Here is a 24,323-nt window from a genome sequence, read left to right on the forward strand (position 1 = left end):
GTCAGATCCCCTCCGATGCGGTGGTGCCGTCGATGCTGTAGGAGCCCAGGAACGTGTCCAGCTCCGCAACCAGGGCGTCGTAGCCGTAGCTCCGGTAGGTGTAGGCGCCGCGGACCACGAAGGGCGCACCGGCGTAGAACATTTCGTACTGCTGATGGCGGCCGGCGAACTCGGAACCGATGATGTCCCAGGCGAGCTTGAAGAGCTTGACGCGTTCCTCGCTGCTGACGCCGGGCGACTGGACGTAGCGTTCCATGTCCGGCCGGGTCACGCTGCTGGTCATGTCGGCAATGCTGGACGGCAACTGCAGGACGCCACCACCCACCAGGTCCCTCAGGATCGAGATCACGCGGGGGTACGTTTCGGACTGCAAGCCCATGGCCCCGTACAGTGCGCTCTTTCCCGGGACCCTCATGCCGGCGTCGTCCGTTGTTGCCGTGTATTCCGCGGCGAGAACCGCCGACTCAACGGACTGCACGATTGCAGCGAGTTCGCCGAGCTTCTCCTGGACGCCGGGGATCTTGTCCGTCCCGTTCACCTGCGTCACTTTGCGGGCCACCGAGGCGATGAACTTGAGCTTGGTGGAGAACCGGATCTGGGCCTGCCAGTTGCCCAGGGCGTGGGCGCCGGTGTCGAAGAACTGGCGGCGCAAGGTGTCGATGTTCCGGTTGATGAACACGCGGTCCCAAGGAATGAGCACGTCATCGAAGACCACCAGCGCGTCAGGCTCGTCGTAGTGGCTGGTCAGTGGGTAGTCGAAGTCGCTGGTAGCGGCCGGTGCGAACGGGCGGCGGCAGTAGAGCTTCAGTCCGTCGGTGGCCACGGGGATGGCGAAGCTGACGGCGAAGTCCACGTCGTCCGGGCCCAGGGGCTTGATGCAGGTGACGAAGACTTCGTCGGCGATCGCGGCGCCCGTGGCGAGCATCTGTGAGCCGCGGACAATAATGCCCTCCTCGGTTTCACGCACGACGCCGACCTGCAGGTATTCGCCTTCCCAACCGGACGCTGTGGTTGCGCGGGAAACCTGCGGGGGAATGATCGCGTAGGAAAGGTACAGGTTCTCGGACAGGATCTTCTTGTAGTACCGTTCAACGTTCCCGGCGAAGTCACGTTCCTCATTCTTGAAGACGTCCGGGTGGGAACCGAACGCGGCGAAGAACGTCCCCACGTGATCGGGGCTGCGGCCTACCCAGCCGTGGGTGTGCTTGGCCCACTTTTCGATGGCCTGGCGGCGCAGGACGAGCTCTTCCTGCGTGCGGGGGGCGGCGAAGGTCCGGTTGGCCGGTCCGTCGATCTCCTCGGAGTGGAATTGCATTCCGTTGGCGGGATCGGCTGCGATGTCGAACAGCTCGGACATGGTCCGGGCAACCTTCGCGAAGGCCGGGTGTTCCAGGACGTTGCCGACTACCTCGCCATCGAGGATCACCGTCCGGCCGTCGTTCAGGGACTTCAGATACTCATTTCCGGTCCTCATCAGAGTGAGCCTTTCTTCATTTTGTAGTTATGTTCAATGGTGGTCCCATTCGGGAAGGAGAGCTCCAACTTCCAGGAAGTTCCGTCAACAAACTTCCCGTTCAGCAGTGGCAGGGTGCCCCCAAGGCACATGAAGTCGGCGTCACCGATGTCGGTGCGTGCGAGGAGGCGCTCGACGACGTCGGCCGGCTTGCGCAGGCCGCTCAGCGAACCCTCCTGGTACAACTCGCCGTCCACCCACGAGCGTGCGGTGCACTGGTCGAGGTCAAGGTCTTCCAGCGACTCCACCTCGATGACCTCTGCTGCGACAGGCTTGGGACAGGCGCGCTTGGAATCGCCGATGTCCCGGGCTTCAATGTCCCGGTCCGTGTGGTCTGAGCCGATACCGAGGTAGTACTTGCCGTTGTGGCGGATATAGAGAGGCTCGATCTCACCGGAGGTCAGGTTCTCCGAGGTGTCATGCTCGCCCGCCGTTTCAAACAGATCCGAGTCCATCCGATAGAACATGGGGACCTCTGGCGGTGGAGCCACCCCAATGGCTGCCAGTTCATCGATGTGGTGCTGTACTGCTTTCGGATCCCGGCCTGTGTAACCTGCCACCACACCGTGGAAGTCCGTGACCATCATGGTCTTCTCTGTGCCCACTACCCGGAAGGTGAGGGGGACTTGCCTTGTTGTTTCCATTCCGTCTCCTTAAGTGCTTCCCAACGGTGTTGGTTCTAAACGGTGAGTGTGTCGTAGGCCGCGAGGCGGTCGCCGATGACGGGGAACTCGGCGCGGACTGCGTTGACTTGGCCAGGATCGATGTCCACCATCAGTACGGTTTCGTCGGAGGACGCTTCGGCAAGGATGTTGCCGGCGGGATCCACCACCCGGCTGTGCCCTCCGAGTTCCACGCCTTCCTGGGTGCCCGCCGCATTGCAGGCGATGACGAAGATCTGGTGCTCCAGTGCCCTGGCCGTGGTGAGCAGGCGCCAGTGCTCACGCCGGGCGGCCGGCCAGGCAGCAGGAACGATCACGATCTCAGCGCCGCGTTCGCTCAGCTCCATCCACAATCCTGGGAACCGGAGGTCGTAGCAGGTGATGCCTGCGACAGACCCGAAAGGCAAGGGGGCGACGGGAAGGGATGAACCTGCCGTCAGCAGGCTCGCCTCCTTGGACTGGTAGCCGAACACATGGATCTTCCGATACGTGTGGACCACGTTGCCCTCGGGGCCCAGCAGGATGGAGGTGTTGCTGAGCCGGCCGTCGTCGCCCGCTTCGATGATGCTGCCCAGATGAAGGTAGACGCCGAGGTCTTTGGCTACCCGTGAGCACATGGTCACCGTGGGGCCTGTGAGTGTCTCCGCCAAGGCCTCGTATTCGTCGAAGTGGAAGTAGCCTGCGCTCCACAGCTCCGGCAAGACGATCAGTTCGGCGCCGTTGATGCCCCGAAGGATGTCTTCGACGCGGTGGATTCGGTCTTCGCGGGTTTCGGAGTCCGGGCTGGCTACCTGGACGAGGGCGATTTTCATACTTTTTCCTTTGCGGTTTCGTTGTCCAGGTCGCTGAGGCGAAGGCCCTTGGTTTCCTTGGCAAACATCACCGAGACCATGGAGATCAGGCCCATGGCGGCCAGGTAAATGCCGATCGCATAGCCGGTGCCGAAAGCGCTGTAGAGAGCCAAGGCAATGATCGGTGACAACGAACCGGCGATCAGCGATGCCAGGTTGTAGGCCACTGAGGTGCCGCTGTACCGGACGTCCGTTGGGAAGAGTTCGGAGAAGAAAGCGCCGATGACCGAGCTGTACGCCGCGAAGATCAGCAGGCCACCCACGGCGGCCGCGATGATTCCCCAAGTCTGTCCGGTATTGAGCAGGGCGAAGAACGCGAAGGCCCACACCATGGTGGCAATCGAGGCTCCGATCAGGATGGGTTTGCGGCCCACCTTGTCCGCGTAAAGCGCCAGGATGGGAATAGCGACGACGGCCACGCCCTGCCCGATCATGACGGCGGTGAGGCCTGTCTGCCTCTGCAGTCCCATGATCTGGGTGACGTAGGTGATGATGAACAGCGAATAGATGTAGAAGCCCGCGTTCTCGCCCATCCGGCTGCCGGTGGCGATGAGGATTTCGCGCCAGTTACGGCGGAACAGGATAGTCAGGGGCATCTTGCGTTCCTTGTTGCCCTCGGCTTCGCGCTTCCGCTGTGCTTCCTTGAACAGCGGGGTTTCCTGCACGTAGAGCCGCAGGACCAGGCCAATAACCACCAGGAGTGCGGACAGGCCGAAGGCTATCCGCCAGCCCCAGGCCAGGAACTCGCTTTCCGGCATGGTGGCAGCGAGGATGGCCAGGACGCCGGCGGCCATCAGGTTGCCCAGGGGCGGTCCCATATTGGGCCAGGAAGCCCAAAATGCGCGTCGTGCGCTCTCATTGCTGTGCTCGGAGACGAGGAGGACAGCTCCGCCCCACTCACCACCCAAGGCAAACCCCTGGATCAAGCGGAGAAGCAGGAGCAACAGCGGCGCTGTGAGGCCGATCGCTGCATACGACGGGATGAAGGCGATGAGGGTGGTGGCGACACCCATGAGCATCAGGCTGGCCACCAACGTGGCGCGCCGGCCGTGCTTATCGCCCAGATGCCCCAGGACTATGGCCCCGATGGGGCGTGCCAGGAAGCCCGCGGCGAACGTTCCGAGTGCCAGCATGGTGCCGACCATGGGATCGTCGGTGGGGAAGTAGAGCTTGTTGAATACCAGCGCTGCTGCCGTGCCGTAGAGAAAGAAGTCGTACCATTCCACGGCTGTGCCGGCCAGGCTCGAAGCAGCTACAACAGGCAGGCTGGAGTGCTTCTGTTGCCTGGGTTCAGCTTTCTTCATATCGGTCATGTGGGGATCCTTTGCGATTGGCAGCCGCGTAGCTTCCGGTGGGCCGGGCCGCGAACTCCCAGGAAAATTGGGGTATTTCCGATGCGTGAGCGGAGTCACTAAGATCACTGTAGACGTGTTGTATACAACCTGTCTATATTTGAAGCAGAAGTTTTTTGGATGTCCCCCAAGCTGCTGAATGCAACTCGTATACTGGGCTACGCGAGAAAGGCTCTGCATGATCCAGATGACCCCCACTGCACAGTCGCAGCCAGAAGTGGCCTACCAGTGGATGAAAAGCTACATCGCAGCCCTGCCGCGTGAGGAAGAAACATTCCTGAACGAGGGAGTCCTGGCCAAGACCACGGGTACTTCACGAACGCCCGTACGTGAGGCACTGTTGCGCCTTGAAGCTGAAGGATTCGTCAAGCGGATCCCGCACAAGGGCGCCTACGTGCCACCCATCTCTGATCCCGACGTCCGGGCCATCCTGCAGGCCAGGTCCGTCGTGGAGAAATGGGCCGTCTCGGCGGTGGAAACCATGCTTGATGCCCAGATCGATGCCTTCCAGCGCGTGATCGACCAGCAGCAGGAAGCCCGGGACGATCCCGCCAGGTTCATCGAACTGGATACCGAGTTCCACACCCTCATGGTGCGTGCGGGCGGCAACCCCGTCCTGGCTGATTTCTACGCGTCACTCCGGCAAAAACAACTCCGGATTGGCGTTAAAGCCGTCAGCCAGGCCACGGATCGGGCCGGGGACGTCCTCCGGGAACACCAGTTGATCGTCGACGCACTCCGCAGCCGAAGCCTCGACAAAGCGCACAAAGCCATCGACGCACACTTGGATTCCACACGCCTGGCAGTGATCGGTTACTAGTCCTCGCTGTGCAGCTCCCGTTGCCGTGCGCTGAGCAGCTCAAACTCAGGCCGGGCAGCCACGAACCGTTCAACGGCGTCGAGCACCTGCTGCAGGTGGGCGTGATCCGGGGCCACCAACGCGGCTCCAATCAGCGCACGCCGATGCTGGTCCTGGAGCCCGGTCTCGGCAGCTGACACGTCGAAGCGGCGTTTGAGCTCGGCCACGAGGGGCCGGACCATGGAGCGCTTCTCTTTGAGACTATGGACATCGCCCAAAAGGAGGTCGAACTCAATCCATCCGATCCACATGGTCCATTATCACCGCAGGTCAGGTGACGTGTGCCATGTGGACTTGATCAAATCTTGAGCCAACGCAGCAAGGCGCCTTGAGTTCCGTTCGGCAGTGTCTATGAGGTTGGCCCAACCGGCCGACGGACTCATTCGCTGCTAGTTACTCAGGACTGACATCGTGCCCCAAACCCCTTCCCGGCTACGCCCGCGCACCCACGCCCCCTCTCATCCGGTCCGGATCCTGCTCGCCACCGCCAGCTTTGCACTTGCCACCGTCAGTGTGTTGGGAATCGGCGCTGCACCTGCCGCCGCCTCACCGGCAGATGCCTCTCCGGGCCAGGGAACGGCTGTCCGGGCATCCTCCAGTGTTTCAGCGCTCGCGGGCCAGACTGAGCAGATGGTAGTGGTTCCCGTGACGGCAGGGTTGGAACCCACCCGGGTGAAGGGGACCATCGCGGTGTCGGGGAAACCTGAGGGTACGGTCCGGGCAACGGTCAACGGCCGGGTCATCCTCGAAACGAACGCTGCAGCCACGGTTCCCCTGGACGAAGCGGTCAGCAATGCCGACGTTATTGGCCAGCAGCTTACGGTGGGGCTGCAGCTCATACCGGTAACCCACACCATGTGCGTGGTCTCCAACGCCACGGCAACCCTGAACAACATGACGGTCGACTTCAGCGGGACCGCCAAAGCACCCACCACGGTGGGCGAGTTCTTCCCGGCGTCCGTGCCCGCCGTCGTGCTTCCCGTCCCCGCGGATCCCGGCGCGGATGTTTCCGCCGCCATCATGACCGCCTCGGCCGCCATGGCCCAACGCTATCCGGACGCCGCCGTCGCAGTGCTTCCGGAAGCCGAACTGGTGGCGCGCGCTGCCACTCTCCCGGCCGGCAGCCGGATCCTCAGCGTCACCGCAGACCCGGGAGAAACCGCCACCAAACTGGCCACGGCAGCGGACCTCCCGCAGCTCATCCTCAGCGGCCACGACGAACAACTCCGCACCGCCGCCCGGGCGCTTGCCAGCGACAAAACCGCACTGGCCGTGACCTCCTCCGTGACCGGCCTGACCTCGGGGCTGCCTGCCGCACCGGGCCTGGTCCAGAGCCTCAAGGACCTGGGCAGCACCACCCTGAAACTCTCCGGCTACGGCACCCCGGAATCCTTTGTGGGCGTCACCCAGTCGCAGTTCGGAGGCCCGGTTTCGTCGGTGAAAGTCCAGCTCAAGGGCACGCACACGGCTGTCCCGGACAACGCACAGGCGCAGCTCTCGGTCTTCTGGAATGACTACCTGCTCAGTTCCAAGAACCTCGACGGCGGTGACACCTTCACGGTGGATGCTGAGGTTCCAGCGGGCCAGCTACAGGCGAAGAATGGCCTCCGGATCCGTCTGGCCGCCCTCCCGGCAGGCGGCGATTGCACCGGGCCCGCAGGTGTCATGCCCATGGAAGTCACCCTGGATACCTCTGGCAGCACCCTCACGGCGGTCCGTGGCGGATCCACGAAAGCCGGCTTCGAACGGTTCCCCCAGGCTTTCGGACAGAGCGTTCAGGTAGCGTTCGGCGATGGCAACGCCCAAGCCAACACCGTCAACGCAGCGACGCTGCTGGCTTCCCTGCAGCGTGACAGTGCCTCCCTGCTGGATACCCGTGTGGTGGGCCTAGACGCCTTGGCTGGCTCCAGCGAGTCCGGGCTGGTGGTGGGTGCCACCGCCGACGTCGCAAATAAGCTGTCCGCACCGCTGCGGTTGGCGGAGTTCCGCACCATCTCGCCGGATGAGGTCGAATACGGCGTAGGCGCCTCGGCTCCGTACGGCGTGTTGGAGGCTTTTGAGCAAGGCGGCCGGAATCTGCTGCTCCTGGGTGCTTGGGCACCTGAAAATGACGCTGCCGCCGCGTCCACGCTCCAGTCTTCATTGGCCTCCCATGTTGGTGCAGTTGAAGGCGGCTGGGCATCGCTGTCCCGGAACCTCCTGGTGACCCAGCCGTCGGGAACTCCCGTGCTGCTGGAGAGCAACGTGCTGGTTCCGCAGAAGGCTGTGACCGATGACTACCGTCCCTATGCCTGGTGGATCGGCGGGGCAGTGGTGGTCCTGGGCCTGGCGTTCGCCGCCCGGACAGTGCTCCTGCGGCGTCGTGCCCGGGCAGCACGGGCATATGTGGATGCTGAGCAAATGGCGGGACAACCGGCAGATGCCACAGGACCTGCGAAACCGGGTCATGACAACTAGCGCCGCCGCTCGTCCGCGGGCCGCCCACCGGCGTCCGGCGGCGCGGTCGCTGACACCGGGGCCTCTGACACTGCTGCGTTCGGTGACCGGGCTGGTCACGTGGGCCTGGGCGCGCCTCGGTGCGCCCGTGGCAGGGCGCAAGGTTCCCGGCACCAGGGTGGTAGCCGTGGTTTCACTGCTGGTGGGCTACCTCGCGTGCCTGTACACGATCGGCCAGGGCACCAACCTGGACTATTCGGATGCCCAAAGCCACCTGACCATCGCCCGGCGAATCTTCGACAGCAAGGCGCCCGGCTTTGAACAATTGGGCACCGTGTGGCTGCCCATGCCGCACCTGCTGCTGGCGCCGTTCGTGCTGAATATGTGGCTGTTCAGCACGGGCTGGGCTGCCGGAATCCTGGGGATCCTGGCGTTGTCCGCCACCACCACCGGCCTGTACCTGATCGCAGCCCGACTCGGATTGGGCAGGGCCGGACGTCTCGCCACGACCCTGGTGGTCCTGGCCAACCCGGCGGTTTTGTACGTCTACACCACGGCGTTGACGGAACCGGTGCTCATCATGTGCATCGTGGGCGGCATGGCTGGCTTGGCGCATTGGGCCACCAGCCGCCGTCGAATGAGTGCCGGAGAGCTGGCCGTCTTCGCCGGTATTCCGTCCGCCGCTGCAGTGCTTTCCCGTTACGAAGGCTGGGCGCTGGTGATGACCGGAACCCTGTTGGTGTTGATCGTCGCCAAGCGCCGCACCGGTGCGTGGCGGGAGGCATTCATCATGGCCGGTGGCTACGTGATGATTCCGGCCGCGGCGGTCCTCTGGTGGATCTCCTACAACTGGGCCATTTACGGCAACCCGCTGGAGTTTATGTTCGGGCAGTACTCCGCCTACGCGCAGCAGAAGAACATCACCGACGGCGGCCTGTTGCCCACCAAGGGCAACCTGGGACTCACGCTGACTACTTTCCATTGGTCCCTGCTGGAGACAGTCGGCGTGGTGGTCCTCGCGCTGGCGCCATGTGGCGCCGTCGTGCTGGTCTTCAGGCGGGGCTTTGCCAACAGCACCCTGCTGGTGGCGGTGACCGGCAGTGCGTATGCTTTTGCGGTGCTGAGCCTCTTCCTGGGGCAGACGGCCATCAACAACGACCATTCGCTGCCGTCAACGTGGTGGAACAACCGCTTCGCGCTGACGGCGCTGCCCCTGGTGGCCATCCTGGCAGCTGTGGTGGTGGAGGAGTTCACCCGCCCGGCCCGCATCAAGCCCGTGCTGATCGGCGTGTTGCTTGCTGGACTCGTGGTGCAGAACCTCTGGTGGGGGGAGGATCCCACGGGTCGTCTCGCCGTCCTGGCGGAGGGGCGGATGTCAGCGGAATCCACCACTAACTCCACGGCCGCGGCTCGCTGGCTTAAAGAGCACTACCAGTCCGGTGGAATCCTCATGGACGAGAGCGCCCGGGGCAATGCCGTGCTTCCTGTCATGGGCATTCCCCTTAAAGAGATCTACAACCGCGCCTCCGGAGACTACTTTGCTCCGGCGCTGAAGGACCCTGCCAAGTACGCGCAGTGGGTATTCGTCAACGTTGAAGCCGGAAAGGGAGCACGGGACTCGGGTCCCACGGACCTTGTGTACCAGGCGATCGTGGCGAACCCGTCGTTCACTGTCCGCTACTCCGTGGCATTCTCGACTCCAACCCACCGGATCTATGAAAGGTCCTCCCACTGATGACTTCCCTTTCACGTTTGGCGGACTCCACGCTCAACCGGCAGTCGATTGGCCAGACGCTGCTTGCGGCGGGGCTCATCACCCCGGAACAGCTGCAGCGTGCGCTGGATCGAGCGGCGAGCGAAGGTGGGCTGCTGGGCAGGCACCTGATCCTGGAGGCCGGGCTGGACCGCCGTCGGATTTATGAAGTCCTGGCACAGCATTGGGACGCGCCGCTGGTGGACCTGGTGGCTGAACCGGTGGACGACCAGCTGATGGAGGTGCTGGGGTACAGCGATGTGGGCGAGCCGCAGTGGCTGCCATGGAAGATGGACGGTGACGTATTGACGGTGGCCACTGCGGTGGCTCCGTCAACGGCCATCGCAGAGGAAGCGGCGCGTTTTTTCGGCGCCGCATCTGTTGAATTTCGCACCACCACCGACTGGGACATCAACCAGTCCATCCAGCGTTCCTTCCGGCGCCACCTCCTCTACGAATCCGCCGAGCGCCTTGCCGAAGAGCGGCCCGGCGAATCCGCACGTACCGCCCTGACCCCATGGCAGCGCTACCTCCCGGTGGTCCTGCTCACGGGACTAATCACTGCGTTCGTGCTCTCTCCGCTGACGGCTTTGATCGTCCTTCTGGCAGCAGCAAACGTCGTATTCCTGGTGAGCATCGGCTTCAAGACGCTCGCCAGTCTCCGCAGCCCTTTCGACCGGATGCGTGACGCCGCAGTGGCCAAAGCCAGGGATAAGGAGAGGGCCACGCGTGGACTGCCTCCCTTGGCGGAGGAACGGGTCCCCGATGGCGACTTGCCTGTCTACACGATCCTGGTTCCGGTATTCCGGGAAGCGAACATCATCGACAAATTGTTGGCCAACCTGGGCCAACTGGACTACCCACGTTCCAAGCTGGATGTCCTGGTCCTCCTGGAAGAAGACGACGCCGAGACCATCGCCGCGGCGAAGGCTTCGCGGCCACCGGAATACGTCCGAATCCTCATCGTGCCCAAGGGTGATCCGCAGACCAAGCCAAGGGCCTGCAACTACGGGCTGACGTTCGCCCGCGGTGAGTACGTGGTCATCTACGATGCCGAGGACCGCCCCGAGCCCGGCCAGCTGCGTGCTTCCATCGCCGCGTTCAAGCAGGACGCCTTTGAACGGGAACACCTCAACCCGGACCGCAAACCATTGATCTGCGTCCAGGCTGCGCTCAACTACTTCAACGCGGACCAGAACGTCCTCACCCGGATGTTCACCATCGAATACACGCACTGGTTTGACTCGATGCTCCCTGGCCTGGACAACTCAGGGATCCCGCTGCCGCTGGGTGGGACCTCCAACCACTTTGTGACCTCGCTGCTGAAGGAAGTCGGTGCGTGGGACCCATGGAACGTCACGGAGGATGCCGATCTGGGACTCCGGGCGGCCGTGGACGGATACCGCGTGGGCGTCATCAATTCCACTACGTGGGAAGAAGCGTGCTCGCAGGTGCCGGCGTGGATCAAGCAACGCACCCGCTGGATCAAGGGATACATGGTCACCTCGGCCGTCAATACCCGGAACACGGTGCGTTACATCAAGAGCACAGGTGTTGCCGGCGCCGTCGGGTTCCTCGGCCTGATCCTGGGAACCCCACTGGCGTTCCTTGCCTACCCGCTCGTGGTGGGCTTCACCGTGGTCACGTACATCGGCTACGACATTGTTGGCCTGGTCCTGCCCGAATGGTTGCTGGTGGGCGGAGTGGTGTCCATGCTGTTCGGCAACGCCATGATGATCGTAGTTTCCGGTGTGGCCACCCTTCGCCGGCACGGATGGAGGATCGCGATCTTCGCCCTGCTCAACCCGTTCTATTGGGTGCTGCACTCAGTAGCGGCCTGGCGGGCGGCCTGGCAGATGCTTACCAGCCCGCATAAGTGGGAGAAGACGCCGCACGGGCTGGAGGCCGAATACCACGACGACGGACACTGGGTTGGTTGAAGCGCGGCCGGTTGGATCCGCCCCTGATCTTGAGCAAATCCTGAGCAAATGCCGCAGTGGGATTGAGTAAGCCTCGCCACACTGAACTCAAAGCCGCAGGATGACCAGCTGAGGGGGTTGGACACGGTGCTCGATGCTTTCTCGGTACGGGTTGGTTTAGGCGTAGTCACGGTAACGCTCCTGGTGCTGTTCTGTATCTCCTTCCAGCGCACCCGCTCACCTTATGCGGGCTGGTGGAGCCTGGCCTTGCTGGAATTCATGGTGGGCAACGCAGCTTTCCTGCTCAACGGCACCCCTCACCAGCAATGGGCCAACCCCGTGGGCAACATCCTGGTGGTGGCCGGAGCGTTCAGCGTTTGGGCAGGCGCAAAGACCCTTCGGGACCGGAAAGCGGCACCATGGCAGTTGGCCATCGGTCCCGCCGTTACCGCCGTCGCGTCCTTCCTGGATAGTCCCGGGACCAATGTATGGTCCGGCGGATTCGTTTATCTGGCGATGATGACCGTGGGCATTGCCTTGGCCGCCTATGACTTGTGGTTCATCAAGTCCTCGCACTCCCAGGTCCACAAAGCACTGTCCGTCGCGGCAGGCCTGCTTGCCGGCTATTACCTGGGCAGGTGGCTCGTTTTTGTACTGGAAGGCCCGTCAAGCCACACGTTCACTACGTACTTTGGACCTGCACCTTCGGCACTGATATCCATGGTGCTTCTGGTCACCGTGTCCTTCAGCATGACCGCACTCACCAGCGACCAACTCATCAAGGGACTCAAGGAACGGGCCGACCGCGACCACCTGACCGGCCTCCTTAACCGGGGAACCTTCCTGGACATGGCCACCACTGAACTCCACCGCCTGCAGTCCGCAGGATCCGGCGCAGCCATAGTCCTTGCGGACCTTGACCATTTCAAGGCCGTCAACGACGAATTCGGCCACGGAGCCGGGGACAAGGCCCTCCAGGCCTTTGCCGAGGCCTGCGGTGCCTCGGTCAGGTCCACCGATCTGATCGGGCGTTACGGCGGTGAAGAATTTATCCTGTTCCTGCCCGGTGCCACGCAGGACCGGGCCGAGGACATCGCAGCCGAAATCAGCCGCCGGATGGCAGCCACCCCGGCGCCCGAGGGCGTCGCTTTTCCCACCATCAGCTATGGAGTCACCTCCAGCATCCCCGCTGGTGCCGACATGAAATTCATGATTGAGGTGGCGGACGCAGCCCTGTACAGCGCCAAAGCGCAAGGAAGAAACCGGATTGTAGGAGCTGACCGCCATCAGGCGGCCATTATCGCGGATGAGGCACGATCATGACCTTCAACGAACTCACCACCAGGATCCAGATCCAGCACACCCAGGAGCTGTCCGCCTTCCGGCAAAACATCACCAGCGCTCCCTACATGGCTGGAACGCCGACGTCCCTGAATGCGGACCGCCGGTCAGTCCGGATGGGTCCCGTTCAATCGGTGGAGGACGGGAACGCCAACCTGACCATCGTGGCCGATGTGGAAGGTCTGGCCTGGTTCACTGCTGACAAAGGCCTGCTGGGCAGTTGCATCACGGTGTCCATCGCGGGTCACCGCAGGAACACCGGGACCCGCGTCCACCTCCCTCTGGCCGAATGCGACGCCTGGATCGAGGCCATCCTCGGCGGCTCCTGGATCACCCACGTGTACCGCGCGGGTAAGAGGGTGGAGCCCGATGGCAGGATGGACGTCGCCTCCTACCGGCTGTTCCTGGACGAGCGCCGCAATCCCGTCGCCAAGCCGCAGGCTGTCGCTGATACCACGCTGCGGCGCCTGGAAGAATCGTGACCAGCACCAAGCCCCGAAGACTTGTCCCCGCTGACGCTGACTCCCGCATCGAAAAACTGGAACGGCACGTCCAGGCGCTCATGGAAGAGCTCCACCATGTCCGCCATGAGCAGCGCCGCGAAGCGCTCACTGATGCACTCACCGGACTCGGCAACCGTCTGGCCTTGGTGGAGGCCTTCGTTGCGGCACGGAACGCCGCGGCCCACGGTTCGGCTCAACCTGCGCTCCTCCTCGTGAACCTGGACGGCTTCAAGGCTTTGAAGAACTCCGCCGGCCTTGCCGCGGCGGACCAAGTCCTGGTCACCGTGGCGATGCGAATCCAGTCGGCCGCACGGGAGAACGACATCGTCACCCGCCTGGGTGCCGACGAATATGCGGTGCTGTTGCCCGCCACCCCGCAAAACCGGGCCACCGCCGTCGGCAACCGCATCTTGGCCGCGCTGGAACCGAACATCGATCTCGGGAACAACAGCGTCCGCTGCGGTGCAAGCATGGGACTGCGGACAGCAGAGCCACACCATACCCTCGAGGACCTGCTCCAGGAAGCCGATATCGCTGTGGAGGAATCCAAGAGCGAGGGCCGGAACAAGCTCAGGGTGTTCGATCCCGCCACGCTGCACGCCCGGCAGCTCCAGCGGCAGATTGTGGGTGAACTCCGCGAAGCCATCCGTACAGATCAGTTGGTTCTGAACTACCAGCCGATCGTGGAGCTGGCCACGGGAAGGATCGAAGGCTGCGAAGCCCTGGTCCGGTGGAACCACCCTGTGCACGGCTTGATCATGCCGGACCAGTTCATTCCCGTGGCCGAGGCTACGGGACTCATCGCGGAACTGGGGAGGTGGGTCCTGCGCACGGCCGTGGGGCAGTTGCGGCAGTGGCGGGACAACCCGGCCACGGCCCAGCATGACTTCTCCATGCGCATCAATGTCTCCGCTGCGGACCTGCAGAGCCTCGAGTTCGTGGACGACGTCAGCGAAGCCCTTGCCGAGGAAAGCCTGCGGCCGGAATCGCTCGTCCTGGAGCTGACCGAAAGCGCCATCATCCAGAACAATGAGCTGGACCGCTACACCCTGGCGAGCCTGCACAGGCTGGGTGTGGGGCTTGAAATCGATGACTTTGGTGCCGGATATTCGTCTATGGGCTACCTGCGGAAACTCCCCGTGGACCGGGTGAAAGTGGACCGGCAATTTGTGAAGGACCTCGGAAGGGACCCCTCCCAGCTCGCGTTCCTGGCGGCCATCCAGGAGGTCATCCGGTCCTGTGGGCTGGAAGGAGTGTGGGAAGGCATCGAAACCGCCGAGGAAGCAGCGGCGCTCCAGAGCATTGGCTGCGCCAGCGGCCAGGGGTATTACTTCGGCAGGCCCTTGCCCGGGGCTGAGTTCACGGAGCAGTTGACCCGGCTGCGGACCTGGCCGGCGTAATCTCCTTGTAAGACGTCAAAAGGCCCCTGCAATCGTCCTCGCGGGCGCGTGCAGGGGCCTTTTGCTTGGCCAGTCGTTAGCCGAAGTACTTCGGCAGGGTGGCTTCGTGTGCTTCGCGGAGAGTGTCCAAGGAGAGCTCGTCCACACCGTTGATCTCCAGCTTTCCACCGGCAGCGTCAACAACGCCGATCCGGAGGTGGGCGAAGCCGCGGGCGGTGCACATGTCCTTGAAGCGGACTTCCTCGGAGCGCGGCACGGACACGATCGCACGGGCCTGGGACTCGGAGAAGAGGGCCGTGAACAGGTCCACTCCATCGCGCTCCATGAGTTCTTCAAGGGCGATCCGGGCACCCACACCGTAGCGCAGCGAGGATTCCACCAAGGCAGCAGCGAGGCCACCTTCGGAGAGGTCGTGTGCTGCGTCAACCATGCCATCGCGGGAAGCGTTGATCAGGATCTCGCCCAAGGCGCGCTCTGCTGCGAGGTCGACCTTCGGGGGCAGGCCACCGAGGTGTCCGCGGAGGTTTGACCATTCCGAACCGTCCAACTCTGCTGCGGTGGTGCCCAGCAGGTAGATGGCCTGGCCGTCCTCGCGCCAGCCCGACGGCGTGCGGCGGGCGACGTCGTCGAGCTTGCCCAGGACTGCCACCACGGGGGAGGGGTGGATGGGTGTGGTGCCGGTCTGGTTGTACAGGGAGACGTTGCCGCCCGTGACCGGGATGCCGAGCTCCATGCAGGCATCCGACAGGCCGCGGATGGCCTCGGCGAGCTGCCACATGACGTCCGGGTCCTCAGGGGAACCGAAGTTCAGGCAGTCGCTGACAGCCATCGGAACAGCGCCGGACGTTGCGACGTTGCGGTAGGCCTCGGCCAGCGCAAGCTGTGCACCCTGGTACGGCTCCAGATAGGTGTAGCGGCCGTTGGCGTCGGTAGCCAGGGCAACACCCAGTCCGGTTTCCTCGTCAACGCGGACCACGCCGGAGTCATCCGGGAAGGCCATGGCCGTGTTGCCGCCAACGTAGCGGTCGTACTGGTTGGTGATCCAGGCCTTGCTGCACATGTTGGGCGATGCAACGAGTTCGGTGACGGCTGCTGCCAGCTCGGACGGAGCTGCTGGGCGGCCGGCATCCTCAACGGAACCGGTGAAGGCGTTGGCCTGCACCGAGTCCTGCCACTCCGGGCGGGCGAACGGACGGTCGTAGACCGGGCCGTCGTGCGCAACGGTGCGGGGATCGACGTCGACGATTACTTCGCCTTCCCAGGTGATGATGAGGCGACCGGTGTCGGTGACCTCACCCAACCAGGAGTACTCGACGGCCCACTTGTCCATGACAGCTTCGAACGCTTCGATGTTCTCCGGGGTGACCACGGCCATCATGCGTTCCTGCGACTCGGACATGAGGATCTCGCCCGGCGTCAGCGTGGGATCGCGCAGCAGGACCGAGGTCAGCTCCACCTCCATGCCGCCGTCGCCGTTGGAGGCGAGCTCGGACGTGGCGCAGGAAATACCTGCGGCGCCGAGGTCCTGGATACCTTCAACCAGCGAGCCCTTGAAGAGCTCCAGGCAGCACTCGATCAGGACCTTCTCCGCGAATGGGTCGCCCACCTGGACGGCAGGACGCTTGGATGGCTTGGTGTCATCGAAGGACTCCGAGGCCAGCACCGAAGCGCCGCCGATGCCGTCGCCACCCGTGCGGGCACCGAACAGGACTACCTTGTTGCCCTTGCCGGAGGCGTTGGCGAGGCGAATATCTTCGTGGCGCATGACGCCAACAGCCAGGGCGTTCACCAGCGGGTTGCCCTGGTAGACGGAGTCGAAGACCATTTCGCCGCCGATGTTCGGCAGGCCAAGGCAGTTGCCGTAGCCACCGATGCCGGCGACAGCACCGTGCATGACGCGTGCGGTGTCCGGGTGGTCGATTGCGCCGAAACGCAACGGGTCCATCACGGCAACCGGGCGGGCGCCCATGGAGATGATGTCTCGGACAATACCGCCGATGCCAGTAGCGGCACCCTGGTACGGCTCAACGAAGGACGGCGAGTTGTGGGACTCGATCTTGAACGTCACGGCCCAGCCGTCGCCCAGGTTGGTGACACCGGCGTTCTCGCCGATACCCACCAGCATGTCCTTCTTCATTTCCTCGGTGACCTTCTCGCCGAACTGGCGGAGGTGGTTCTTGGAGGACTTGTAGGAGCAGTGCTCGCTCCACATGACCGAGTACATGGCCAGCTCGGCGCCGGTGGGGCGGCGGCCCAGGACCTTGACGATCTCGTCGAATTCGTTCTGCTTCAGGCCCAGCTCGGCCCACGGGAGTTCCGTGTCCGGGGTCTTGGCAGCATGCTCAACGGTGTCGATGTTGAACTTCTTGGTGGTTTCCGTGGTCACTTGTCGCCTCCCACAATCTTGGTCAAAACGGAGGTGAAGAAGCCCAGGCCGTCGGTGTCGCGGGTTTCGCCGGCGGAGCCGGACAAGCCAGCCTCCGGGCCGAAGCCGGCCTCCACTGCGTGCTCGGGGTGCGGCATGAGGCCCACCACGTTGCCCGCGGCGTTGGAGATGCCCGCGATGTCGCGGCGGGAACCGTTCGGGTTGAATCCTACGTAGCGGAACACCACGCGGCCCTCAGCCTCAAGGGCATCGAGGGTCTTCTCGTCAGCGATGTACTGGCCGTCCTGGTTCTTCAACGGCACAATGATTTCCTGGCCGTCGGTGTAGTCCACGGTCCAGGCGGTGTTGGCGTTTTCGACGCGCAGCGTCTGGTCGCGGCAGATGAACTTCAGGTGGTCGTTCTTGATCATGGAACCGGGGAGCAGGTGCGACTCGGTGAGGATCTGGAAGCCGTTGCAAATACCCAACACCGGGAGCTTCGCGTCGGAGTTCGCGGCATCGATGATCTTGGACATCAGCGGCGCGAAGCGCGAAATGGCGCCGGCACGGAGGTAGTCACCGTAGGAGAAACCGCCGGGGATGATGACTGCGTCAACATCGCCGAGTTCGGAATCGGCATGCCAGAGGGGCACCGCCGTGGCGCCTGCGAGCCGCACTGCACGGGCGGCGTCGCGGTCGTCAAGGGTACCGGGGAAGGTGACGACGCCAACCTTGGCGCCAGCGAGCCGGGGCTCGGCGGCGACGGCGACAGCCTCGCCAATCAGGGGGATCGACGTCATATCAGGCCTCGACGACCTCGACGTTGACAACATCCTCGATCACCGGGTTGGACAGGAGGGTCTCGGCAGCTTCACGGGCCTGGGCCAGGATAGCGTCGGTCACCTCGCCGTCGACGGTCAGTTCGAAGCGCTTGCCCTGGCGGACTGCGCTGAAGCTGTTGAAGCCGAGGCGGGGCAGTGCACCCACGATGGCCTTCCCCTGGGGGTCCAGAATCTCGGGCTTGGGCATGACGTCAACGACGATCCGGGGCATCCGGTAACTCCTGTGCGTGAGTTGGGTGAACCTTAAATAAGGCTGCCGCGGAGGTGCCGTCTCACGCCATTCAGCCGCATTCAAACAGCGTCTTGAACACAGGGTTAAACACGGTGGTGAACTGCAATGTTTGAACGGCATGGGGGGCGCTCCGCGAGCTTGCACACCTATTCTACCGGGAGTGGCGCACATACCCTATTCAGGCGGATTGCGCGAGGACACCCCGCCGCGGCGGTGCAAAAGTCCCAACTGAAGGCTCGACGGCGGCGGCTGCTCATGCCTGCTGGCGGGGCTTGCGCCGGCACTGGCAGGGGGTGTCCGGTGTCACTAGGATTGCGGCATGGCTGAGAAACCGAAATCCATGGTGCTGGGCGTTGTCGCCGCGGCAGTTTTTGCTGGATTGGGCCGCATGGTGATCCAGAAAATCCTGGCGGACAGGGCTGGGCGGAGCAGCCATGTGACCGCTCCGTTGGACGCCGAAACGCGGGCTAAAATCAGTGACGCATTGCGTACTCCAAGTAAGTGAAGCCTCACCTTGCATCTGCCGTTTTTCGGCGGAATGGCGCGGATTAGGGCACATACAAATGCGCTATTAAATTGGGTCAACCGGCGTGATTCCGGCGTAGTTTGGAAAGTACACGCGGGGTTCAGCCCCAGTACTATTCAGGATCCACACCAGGAGGAACAATGACCGAACACATTGCCGAAGTATCCGCCTGTAGCGTTGGCAGCTGCGGATTCAACCATGATGGCTGCACCGCCTTTGGAATCACCATCGGTGGAAGCACGGATCATGCATCCTGTGCAACGTTCATTGACACCAATGCCATGGGCGGCCTTCCCAAGGTCCTGGCCCACGTAGGTGCCTGCCAGCGCTCGGAGTGCGTCCACAACAACAACCTCATGTGCGAGGCCCACGACGTCAAGGTCGGCCCGGGCCGGGAAGCCGCCGATTGCCTCACGTACGAGCACGCCTGATAATTCCTCGTTCCGCCAAAAGCGGGCCCGTCCTCCTTCGAGGACAGGCCCGCTTTTTCGTGCGGATTTACTTCTTGCTGGTTGCTGCAGTCTTGGCAGCCGCGGACTTGCCTTCCTTGGGGCTGTCCGCATCTTTTAGTTCCTGCTCCGCTGTGGCCTGGATGAGCGCCAGGAGCTCAGGATCCAGGCCGGGGGCGAACTCTTCCTTGCGTTCAGGGGAGATGGTGATAGGGAATCCGTCCGGCATCACATCGGTGCTGAGCTCAGTTCCGTCGTTGGATGGCGAAGCTCCGCGGTAGAGCTTGCCGGCTTCGCTCAGGTTGTCGGCGCTGAAGGTGTACTGGATACTTTGCAGGCCCTTGTCCAGCAGTTTCTTCACCTCTGGGAACTGCTCGGCGTTGGTCTTGGGGATCGGAAGGACCTTCCCCCAGTTGACGCCCAGGCTCTCCAAGGCCTTGGCGTAGGCATTCTCGTGCGCCTGGTCACGGACTATCAGGTACGCAATGGTGGAGCGCGCCGTCTTGTTCTCCGTCATCTCGTAGATGCGGCACTTCTGGAGCCGGCCTGTGGATTCCAGCATCAGGTTGTAGAGCAGGTCCAGGACCAAGTTGCCACTGTTGTAGACGTAGGAGCCGCTCCACGGATTGCCGGCAGCGTCCACCGGCAAAGCGCCCTGGGCACCTACCAGGTAGTGGTGGATGTTGCTGGTGTCCAGCGCGATCTTCAGGGGAGTAGCTCCCCCCGCGCCTGGCTGGTCCACGGGATCGGACTTCTTGCCCTGGTAGCGGGGCGAACCATCGAGGAGCTGGGAAATGGTGGTGCCGATGAGCTCCACATGGCTGATCTCTTCCGTGCCAATGCCCTGAAGAAGGTCCTTGTAGGGTTTCGAAGCTGCGTCACCCCGGAAATTCATGCTCTGGAAGAGGTATTGCATCATGGTGCGCATCTCGCCGAATTGACCGCCGAGACCTTCCTGGAGGGCGTTGGCGGCTGCGGGATCTGGCTCGTCGGCAGCGATTTCATTGATGAGAAGCTGGGTGTGCAGGTACATACGTTTCCTCACGTTGTCTCATGCTATGCGTGGGATGGAAACCCTCTGCTGGCCACCCCGGACCCACCCACCATAAGCATGCTTACTATTCGGTGGCAATGAAATCCCGTGAGGAATCGGAGGATTGGTTATCCGGCCACTTGGTTGGTCAACGGCTTGCCCTCCTTGAGGGCGGAGATGTTTTCCGTGACCAGCCGGGCGGAGCCCTTGGGCCGGTTACCCGCCACGTGGGGCGTGATGATCAGGTTCGGGGCGCTCCACAGCTGTGAGCTGGCGGGGAGAGGTTCAACCTTGGTGACGTCCAGGGCGGCGGCGCGCAGTCGGCCCTCGGTAAGCGCGGCCAGGAGTGCGTTTTCGTCCACCGTGGCCCCGCGTCCCACGTTCACGAATACGGCGGTCTTCGGGAGGGCCCGCAAGACGTCCTCGTTCAGGGCATCCGCGGTTTCGGCCGTCGCAGGCAGGATGGAAATCAGGACATCCGTGGTGCGCAGAACATCGGGTAGTTCTTCTGTTGAAGCGACCGGGAACCCGTAGCGCTCCCCCTTGGAATTGGCCACGCCGGTGACCTTCGCGCCCAAAGCGGCCAGCAGGGGAGCCAGCCGCCCCGCGATGGAACCGAAGCCCCAGATGGTGACGTTGGCGCCGTCGAGTGTATAGAGCTGTTCGGTCGCGGGGTTGGACTGCGCCTCGTTGTACGGGCTGTTCCAGCGAGCGTCCTTCTGGGATTCGAGCAGGACATCCAGCCGGCGGATGGCTGCCAGCGCGAGCGCGAGCGCGTGTTCAGCCACGGGACCGTCGTGCAGTGAGCGGCCGGAGGTGATGGCCACGTTGTCGGCGAATCCGGCAGCGAGAACGGAGTCCGGGCCTGCCGCGAGCGTTTGGACCAGCCTGAGTTTCGGAAGTTCCTCGGCGGCGTCCGAGAGGTTCTCCGGAGTGTTCCGCCACACCACCAGGACCTCGGCATCCCGGTGTTCGGCGGGGATGGGCTCGTCCACCGCGTACACCACCGGGTGATCCCCTGAAGTGGTGAGATCGGCGAGGCTCAATTCGATGGTGTCCGGGACGAGGATTTTCACGGCAACTCCAGGTTCAAAAGCGGTGGGCGGTGTGCCCTTGAGGCTACCGCTTCAGCGCGGGGGGAGGTGCGCCCGAAAGTCATTCCTAGCAATGTGACGGCGAACACCCTATGGTTGTAGGACGTTCGACGTAGCACGTAACACGAACGTCCCTCGCGCCGATTCGAAAGGACCTTGGATTTGAAATCCATACCCCCTGCACCATCGCTCGCCCGCATCGCAGCCGCCGGCGCACTGAGCCTTGGCCTCCTTGGAGGCCTCGCTCTTCCGGCCACCGCCGCCCCCATCCCACCCAACAACCCTGCGGCAGCGCCGGGTACCTTCACTGAGGCCAACATCGCGGCTGACCGCACGGCCGCCAACTTCTTCTACCGGATCCCCGCCCTGACGTATCTGGGCAACAACGTGGTGCTCGCATCATGGGACGGTCGTCCGGGCTCAGCCGCGGATGCTCCGAACCCCAACTCGATAGTCCAACGCCGCAGTACTGACGGCGGACAGACCTGGGGACCTGTCACCGTTATAGCCGCCGGGCACGTGGGCGACGCCAGCGGTCCCAAATACGGCTACAGCGACCCCTCCTACGTCTACGACGCCGAGGCCGGCAAGGTCTTCAATTTCTTTGTGTACTCCAAGGACCAGGGCTTCGGCGGCAGCCAGTTCGGTAACAACGATGCCGACAGGTCAGTGATTTCCTCGGCGGTCATCGAGTCCTCGGACGGCGGCGTCACCTGGAGCCAGCCGCGGCTTATTACGAATGTCACCAAACCCGGAACCAGCAAAACCAGCCCGGTGGCCGGCGACGTGCGCTCCAACTTCGCATCCTCGGGCGAGGGCATCCAGCTCAAGTACGGCCCGTACAAGGGCCGCCTCATCCAGCAGTACGCCGGTGATATCCGCCAGGCAGACGGCACCAACAAGATCCAGGCCTACAGTGTCTACTCCGACGACCATGGGGTGACGTGGAAGAAGGGCGCCAACGTCGGTGACCGGATGGACGAGAACAAGACCGTGGAACTCTCCGATGGCCGGGTGCTGCTGAATTCCCGGGACAACGCCAACCAGGGCTACCGTAAAGTGGCCATTTCCACGGACGGCGGCGCTACCTACGGTCCGGTCACGCAGGACACGGAACTCCCGGATCCCGCCAACAACGGGGCCATTGCACGCATGTTCCCCAACGCGGCGCAGGGCTCGGCCGACGCGAAGAAACTCATCTTCACCAACGCGAACTCCAAGACCGGACGTGAAAATGTCTCGGCCCGTGTCTCCTGCGACGACGGTGCCACCTGGCCGGGCGTCCGCACCATCCGCTCCGGCTTCTCCGCGTACTCCACGGTCACCCGCTTGGAAGAGGGCAAGTTCGGGGTGCTTTACGAAGGCAACTACACGGACAACATGCCGTTCGCGAAGTTCGACGACGCCTGGCTGAATTACGCCTGCGCTCCGCTCTCCGTCCAGGCCGTCACCACCGCACCGGGGGCCACCCAGCAGGTGCCCGTGACAGTGACCAACCAGGAGGCCACCACACTGTCCGGTGCAACAGCCACCGTCTACACCCCCAGCGGATGGTCGGCCACCACAGTGCCGGTTCCCGACGTCGCCCCCGGGGCCTCGGTGACCGTCAACGTTGCCCTGACGGCACCGGCCAACGCCAGTGGCCAGCAGAATCTCAACGCAGCATTTACGACGGCGAATGGCCGGGTTTCGCAATTCACCTTCACCGCCACCGTGCCGGTTGCGCCGCAGGTGGGCCTGACGATCACGGGAACGGCACCCACCCGGGATGTCGTGGCCAGCCCCTACCAGGTGGGCGACGTCCTCAGCTACTCGCTTAACGTCAAGAGCACCGCGAACGTCACGGCCAATTCAGTACCGGTTTCCGGGACATTCGACTCCGGCTTCCTGCCACCGTCTGCCCCGAATTGCCGGTTCAACAACCTGGCCCCAGGTGCCAGCTACACCTGCACCACCGCCAAACATGTGATCACGGCAGCCGACATCGAGCGTGGCTACTTCGTGCCGGAAGCCAGCTTCAGCATCACAGCCAGCTCGACGCCGTCGCTCACTAAGACGGTGCCGTTCACCGGCGCTGCCGTCGCTTTGCGCGACGGCCTGCTGACGGCCGGGATCAGCGGGGCGCGTGCCGACGTCGGGCGTGACCTTGCGACCCAGCCGTACGCGGCAGGGGACCTGGTCCCGTACACCTTCACGGTGAAGAACACGAGCCCGCTGGTTGAGAAGGTGGTCCCGACCGCCGGTAACTTCAGCCCCTTCCTTCCGGAGGGGCCGGGCAACTGCCGCTACAGCGTGCTGCCGGCCGGCCAGAGCTACCAGTGCGCCACCCCTCGCCACACGGTGACTGCACAGGAAGCTGAGCAGGGGTTCTTCGTTCCGACAAGCACGTGGGAAGTCAGCTCGGCCGGCCAAACCACCAAGACCATCACGGTGAACGGCGGCGAAGTGGACCTGAAAGTCCGCGAGCCCAAGCTTGAGGGAACCGTTTCTGCCCAGTGGATCGACACCGACGGTGACCGCTTCGCCAGCGTCGGCGATCCGGTGACGTACACGTACACCGTGGGCAACGCCGGAAACGTTGCAGTGACCGGACTGGAAGCCCCCGATGCCGGCATCTCTGCAGCCACCCTTGCTGCCGGTGAGACTGTTACCGCCACCCGGGACTACGTCTTGACGGCCGTGGATGTTGCTGCAGGCAGCCTGGGCGCAGTCTCTTTTGAGGCGACGGCCCGCAACGGAGCGCTGGAGGCGGCAACGTCGGCATCGGGTGATCCCCTCGAGCTGAAGGTCCAGCCGGAAAAGCCCGAAAGCGCTCCCGAACTCAAGGTCCAGGAGCTGGGTACGCCGCCGACCGACTTGGGCACCGCAGATAAATACCGCACGGGCCAAAAGGTAGTGCTGCAGGGTTTGGACCACGGCCAGTGGTACTACGTGTACCTGAACAAGACGGGGCATCGCCTGGGATGGATCTTCCCCACGACAGGCAACACCGTTGAGTTCATCCTTCCCTCCGATGTGCAAAACGGCCGGGACGACGTCGTAGTCCTGGATCAGGATGGCCTTCAGGTGTCCTTTGACCGGCTTCAGGTGACGCCGAAGGGCTGATCTTTCCCGGCAGGCTCACACAACGGACCGCAGGACATTCCTGCGGTCCGTTGTGGGTAGTTCCATGACGAACCGCCACCGCTGTGAC

Annotated in this window: 20 protein-coding genes; 10 read left to right on the forward strand and 10 right to left on the reverse strand. The window is 63.5% G+C overall.

Going from position 1 to position 24,323, the window contains the following annotated elements; all coding sequences use genetic code 11:
* Nucleotide 1: 1 nt before the first annotated feature.
* From QEH68_RS03375 to QEH68_RS03390, 4 genes are read right to left on the reverse strand one after another with little or no spacing between them, the layout of a single operon-like run.
* A complete protein-coding gene (locus tag QEH68_RS03375) occupies nt 2-1,474 on the reverse strand; it encodes a 4-hydroxyphenylacetate 3-hydroxylase N-terminal domain-containing protein (protein ID WP_280626466.1) in 1,473 nt (490 codons plus the stop codon).
* Nucleotides 1,474-2,157, reverse strand: coding sequence for a DUF2848 family protein (locus QEH68_RS03380; RefSeq protein WP_280626467.1), 684 nt, complete (start codon nt 2,155-2,157; stop codon nt 1,474-1,476). Before QEH68_RS03380 ends, QEH68_RS03375 begins: the two co-directional genes overlap by 1 nt.
* Before the next feature lie 35 nt (nt 2,158-2,192).
* Nucleotides 2,193-2,987: a carbon-nitrogen family hydrolase gene (locus QEH68_RS03385; RefSeq protein ID WP_280626469.1), complete on the reverse strand. Its 795-nt coding sequence runs from the start codon at nt 2,985-2,987 to the stop codon at nt 2,193-2,195.
* Complete coding sequence (locus QEH68_RS03390) at nt 2,984-4,339, reverse strand: MFS transporter (RefSeq protein WP_280626471.1); 1,356 nt, start codon at nt 4,337-4,339, stop codon at nt 2,984-2,986. The genes QEH68_RS03385 and QEH68_RS03390 overlap by 4 nt, the downstream gene beginning before the upstream one ends.
* 217 nt (nt 4,340-4,556) lie before the next feature.
* Between QEH68_RS03390 and QEH68_RS03395 the strand changes: the two genes are divergently transcribed.
* A complete protein-coding gene (locus tag QEH68_RS03395) occupies nt 4,557-5,198 on the forward strand; it encodes a GntR family transcriptional regulator (protein ID WP_089593584.1) in 642 nt (213 codons plus the stop codon).
* Here QEH68_RS03395 and QEH68_RS03400 read toward each other — a convergent pair.
* Complete coding sequence (locus tag QEH68_RS03400; RefSeq protein WP_280626473.1) at nt 5,195-5,488, reverse strand: DUF503 domain-containing protein; 294 nt, start codon at nt 5,486-5,488, stop codon at nt 5,195-5,197. The genes QEH68_RS03395 and QEH68_RS03400 overlap by 4 nt on opposite strands.
* 160 nt (nt 5,489-5,648) lie before the next feature.
* Here QEH68_RS03400 and QEH68_RS03405 point away from each other — a divergent pair, with 160 nt between their 5' ends.
* The 6 genes from QEH68_RS03405 (at nt 5,649) to QEH68_RS03430 (ending at nt 14,589) form a co-directional block, all read left to right on the forward strand.
* Entirely contained in the window at nt 5,649-7,694 is a 2,046-nt protein-coding gene (locus QEH68_RS03405; RefSeq protein WP_280626475.1) for a cellulose biosynthesis cyclic di-GMP-binding regulatory protein BcsB, read from the forward strand.
* Nucleotides 7,684-9,408, forward strand: a complete 1,725-nt coding sequence (locus QEH68_RS03410; protein WP_280626477.1) for a hypothetical protein — start codon at nt 7,684-7,686, stop codon at nt 9,406-9,408. Before QEH68_RS03405 ends, QEH68_RS03410 begins: the two co-directional genes overlap by 11 nt.
* Entirely contained in the window at nt 9,408-11,366 is a 1,959-nt protein-coding gene (locus tag QEH68_RS03415) for a glycosyltransferase (RefSeq protein WP_280626479.1), read from the forward strand. Before QEH68_RS03410 ends, QEH68_RS03415 begins: the two co-directional genes overlap by 1 nt.
* Before the next feature lie 117 nt (nt 11,367-11,483).
* A complete protein-coding gene (locus QEH68_RS03420; protein ID WP_207596165.1) occupies nt 11,484-12,668 on the forward strand; it encodes a GGDEF domain-containing protein in 1,185 nt (394 codons plus the stop codon).
* Nucleotides 12,665-13,168 (forward strand): hypothetical protein, encoded by a 504-nt coding sequence (locus QEH68_RS03425; RefSeq protein ID WP_207596166.1) that lies wholly within the window; start codon nt 12,665-12,667, stop codon nt 13,166-13,168. The genes QEH68_RS03420 and QEH68_RS03425 overlap by 4 nt, the downstream gene beginning before the upstream one ends.
* Entirely contained in the window at nt 13,165-14,589 is a 1,425-nt protein-coding gene (locus tag QEH68_RS03430; protein ID WP_280626482.1) for a bifunctional diguanylate cyclase/phosphodiesterase, read from the forward strand. Before QEH68_RS03425 ends, QEH68_RS03430 begins: the two co-directional genes overlap by 4 nt.
* 76 nt (nt 14,590-14,665) lie before the next feature.
* On the opposite strand, the gene purL is transcribed toward QEH68_RS03430, so the two are convergent.
* The 3 genes from purL to purS are packed head-to-tail and all read right to left on the reverse strand — an operon-like array spanning nt 14,666 to nt 18,007.
* Entirely contained in the window at nt 14,666-16,975 is a 2,310-nt protein-coding gene (purL, locus tag QEH68_RS03435; protein WP_280626484.1) for a phosphoribosylformylglycinamidine synthase subunit PurL, read from the reverse strand.
* Nucleotides 16,972-17,754, reverse strand: a complete 783-nt coding sequence (purQ, locus tag QEH68_RS03440; protein WP_280626486.1) for a phosphoribosylformylglycinamidine synthase subunit PurQ — start codon at nt 17,752-17,754, stop codon at nt 16,972-16,974. The genes purL and purQ overlap by 4 nt, the downstream gene beginning before the upstream one ends.
* 1 nt (nt 17,755) lies before the next feature.
* A complete protein-coding gene (purS, locus tag QEH68_RS03445) occupies nt 17,756-18,007 on the reverse strand; it encodes a phosphoribosylformylglycinamidine synthase subunit PurS (RefSeq protein WP_011773385.1) in 252 nt (83 codons plus the stop codon).
* Between the two features lie 340 nt (nt 18,008-18,347).
* On the opposite strand from purS, the gene QEH68_RS03450 reads away from it, so the two are divergent.
* Both QEH68_RS03450 and QEH68_RS03455 read left to right on the forward strand, forming a co-directional pair.
* Nucleotides 18,348-18,533 (forward strand): hypothetical protein, encoded by a 186-nt coding sequence (locus QEH68_RS03450; RefSeq protein ID WP_207596170.1) that lies wholly within the window; start codon nt 18,348-18,350, stop codon nt 18,531-18,533.
* Nucleotides 18,534-18,694: 161 nt separating this feature from the next.
* Nucleotides 18,695-18,985 carry a DUF1540 domain-containing protein gene (locus QEH68_RS03455; protein ID WP_207596171.1) on the forward strand — a complete coding sequence of 97 codons (291 nt, stop codon included), beginning with the start codon at nt 18,695-18,697 and terminating at the stop codon, nt 18,983-18,985.
* Nucleotides 18,986-19,052: 67 nt separating this feature from the next.
* Here the strand turns inward: QEH68_RS03455 and QEH68_RS03460 are convergent, their stop codons facing one another.
* Complete coding sequence (locus tag QEH68_RS03460) at nt 19,053-20,036, reverse strand: manganese catalase family protein (RefSeq protein ID WP_207596172.1); 984 nt, start codon at nt 20,034-20,036, stop codon at nt 19,053-19,055.
* Between the two features lie 128 nt (nt 20,037-20,164).
* The gene (locus QEH68_RS03465) at nt 20,165-21,112 is read right to left on the reverse strand and encodes an NAD(P)-dependent oxidoreductase (protein ID WP_280626516.1); all 948 of its coding nucleotides are present in this window, start codon (nt 21,110-21,112) and stop codon (nt 20,165-20,167) included.
* A gap of 180 nt (nt 21,113-21,292) precedes the next feature.
* On the opposite strand from QEH68_RS03465, the gene QEH68_RS03470 reads away from it, so the two are divergent.
* Complete coding sequence (locus tag QEH68_RS03470) at nt 21,293-24,235, forward strand: exo-alpha-sialidase (protein ID WP_280626517.1); 2,943 nt, start codon at nt 21,293-21,295, stop codon at nt 24,233-24,235.
* Nucleotides 24,236-24,323: the final 88 nt, after the last annotated feature.

The organism is Paenarthrobacter sp. OM7, assembly GCF_029873575.1.
In the GTDB taxonomy this organism is placed as follows: Bacteria; Actinomycetota; Actinomycetes; order Actinomycetales; family Micrococcaceae; genus Arthrobacter.

What these genes read in the sequence shown, in the direction of transcription:
- QEH68_RS03375 (WP_280626466.1), bottom strand. Translation starts at nt 1,474, where the DNA reads ATGAGGACCGGAAATGAGTATCTGAAGTCCCTGAACGACGGCCGGACG.
- QEH68_RS03380 (WP_280626467.1), bottom strand. Translation starts at nt 2,157, where the DNA reads ATGGAAACAACAAGGCAAGTCCCCCTCACCTTCCGGGTAGTGGGCACA.
- QEH68_RS03385 (WP_280626469.1), bottom strand. Translation starts at nt 2,987, where the DNA reads ATGAAAATCGCCCTCGTCCAGGTAGCCAGCCCGGACTCCGAAACCCGC.
- QEH68_RS03390 (WP_280626471.1), bottom strand. Translation starts at nt 4,339, where the DNA reads ATGACCGATATGAAGAAAGCTGAACCCAGGCAACAGAAGCACTCCAGC.
- QEH68_RS03395 (WP_089593584.1), top strand. Translation starts at nt 4,557, where the DNA reads ATGATCCAGATGACCCCCACTGCACAGTCGCAGCCAGAAGTGGCCTAC.
- QEH68_RS03400 (WP_280626473.1), bottom strand. Translation starts at nt 5,488, where the DNA reads ATGTGGATCGGATGGATTGAGTTCGACCTCCTTTTGGGCGATGTCCAT.
- QEH68_RS03410 (WP_280626477.1), top strand. Translation starts at nt 7,684, where the DNA reads ATGACAACTAGCGCCGCCGCTCGTCCGCGGGCCGCCCACCGGCGTCCG.
- QEH68_RS03415 (WP_280626479.1), top strand. Translation starts at nt 9,408, where the DNA reads ATGACTTCCCTTTCACGTTTGGCGGACTCCACGCTCAACCGGCAGTCG.
- QEH68_RS03425 (WP_207596166.1), top strand. Translation starts at nt 12,665, where the DNA reads ATGACCTTCAACGAACTCACCACCAGGATCCAGATCCAGCACACCCAG.
- purQ (WP_280626486.1), bottom strand. Translation starts at nt 17,754, where the DNA reads ATGACGTCGATCCCCCTGATTGGCGAGGCTGTCGCCGTCGCCGCCGAG.
- purS (WP_011773385.1), bottom strand. Translation starts at nt 18,007, where the DNA reads ATGCCCCGGATCGTCGTTGACGTCATGCCCAAGCCCGAGATTCTGGAC.
- QEH68_RS03450 (WP_207596170.1), top strand. Translation starts at nt 18,348, where the DNA reads ATGGCTGAGAAACCGAAATCCATGGTGCTGGGCGTTGTCGCCGCGGCA.
- QEH68_RS03455 (WP_207596171.1), top strand. Translation starts at nt 18,695, where the DNA reads ATGACCGAACACATTGCCGAAGTATCCGCCTGTAGCGTTGGCAGCTGC.
- QEH68_RS03460 (WP_207596172.1), bottom strand. Translation starts at nt 20,036, where the DNA reads ATGTACCTGCACACCCAGCTTCTCATCAATGAAATCGCTGCCGACGAG.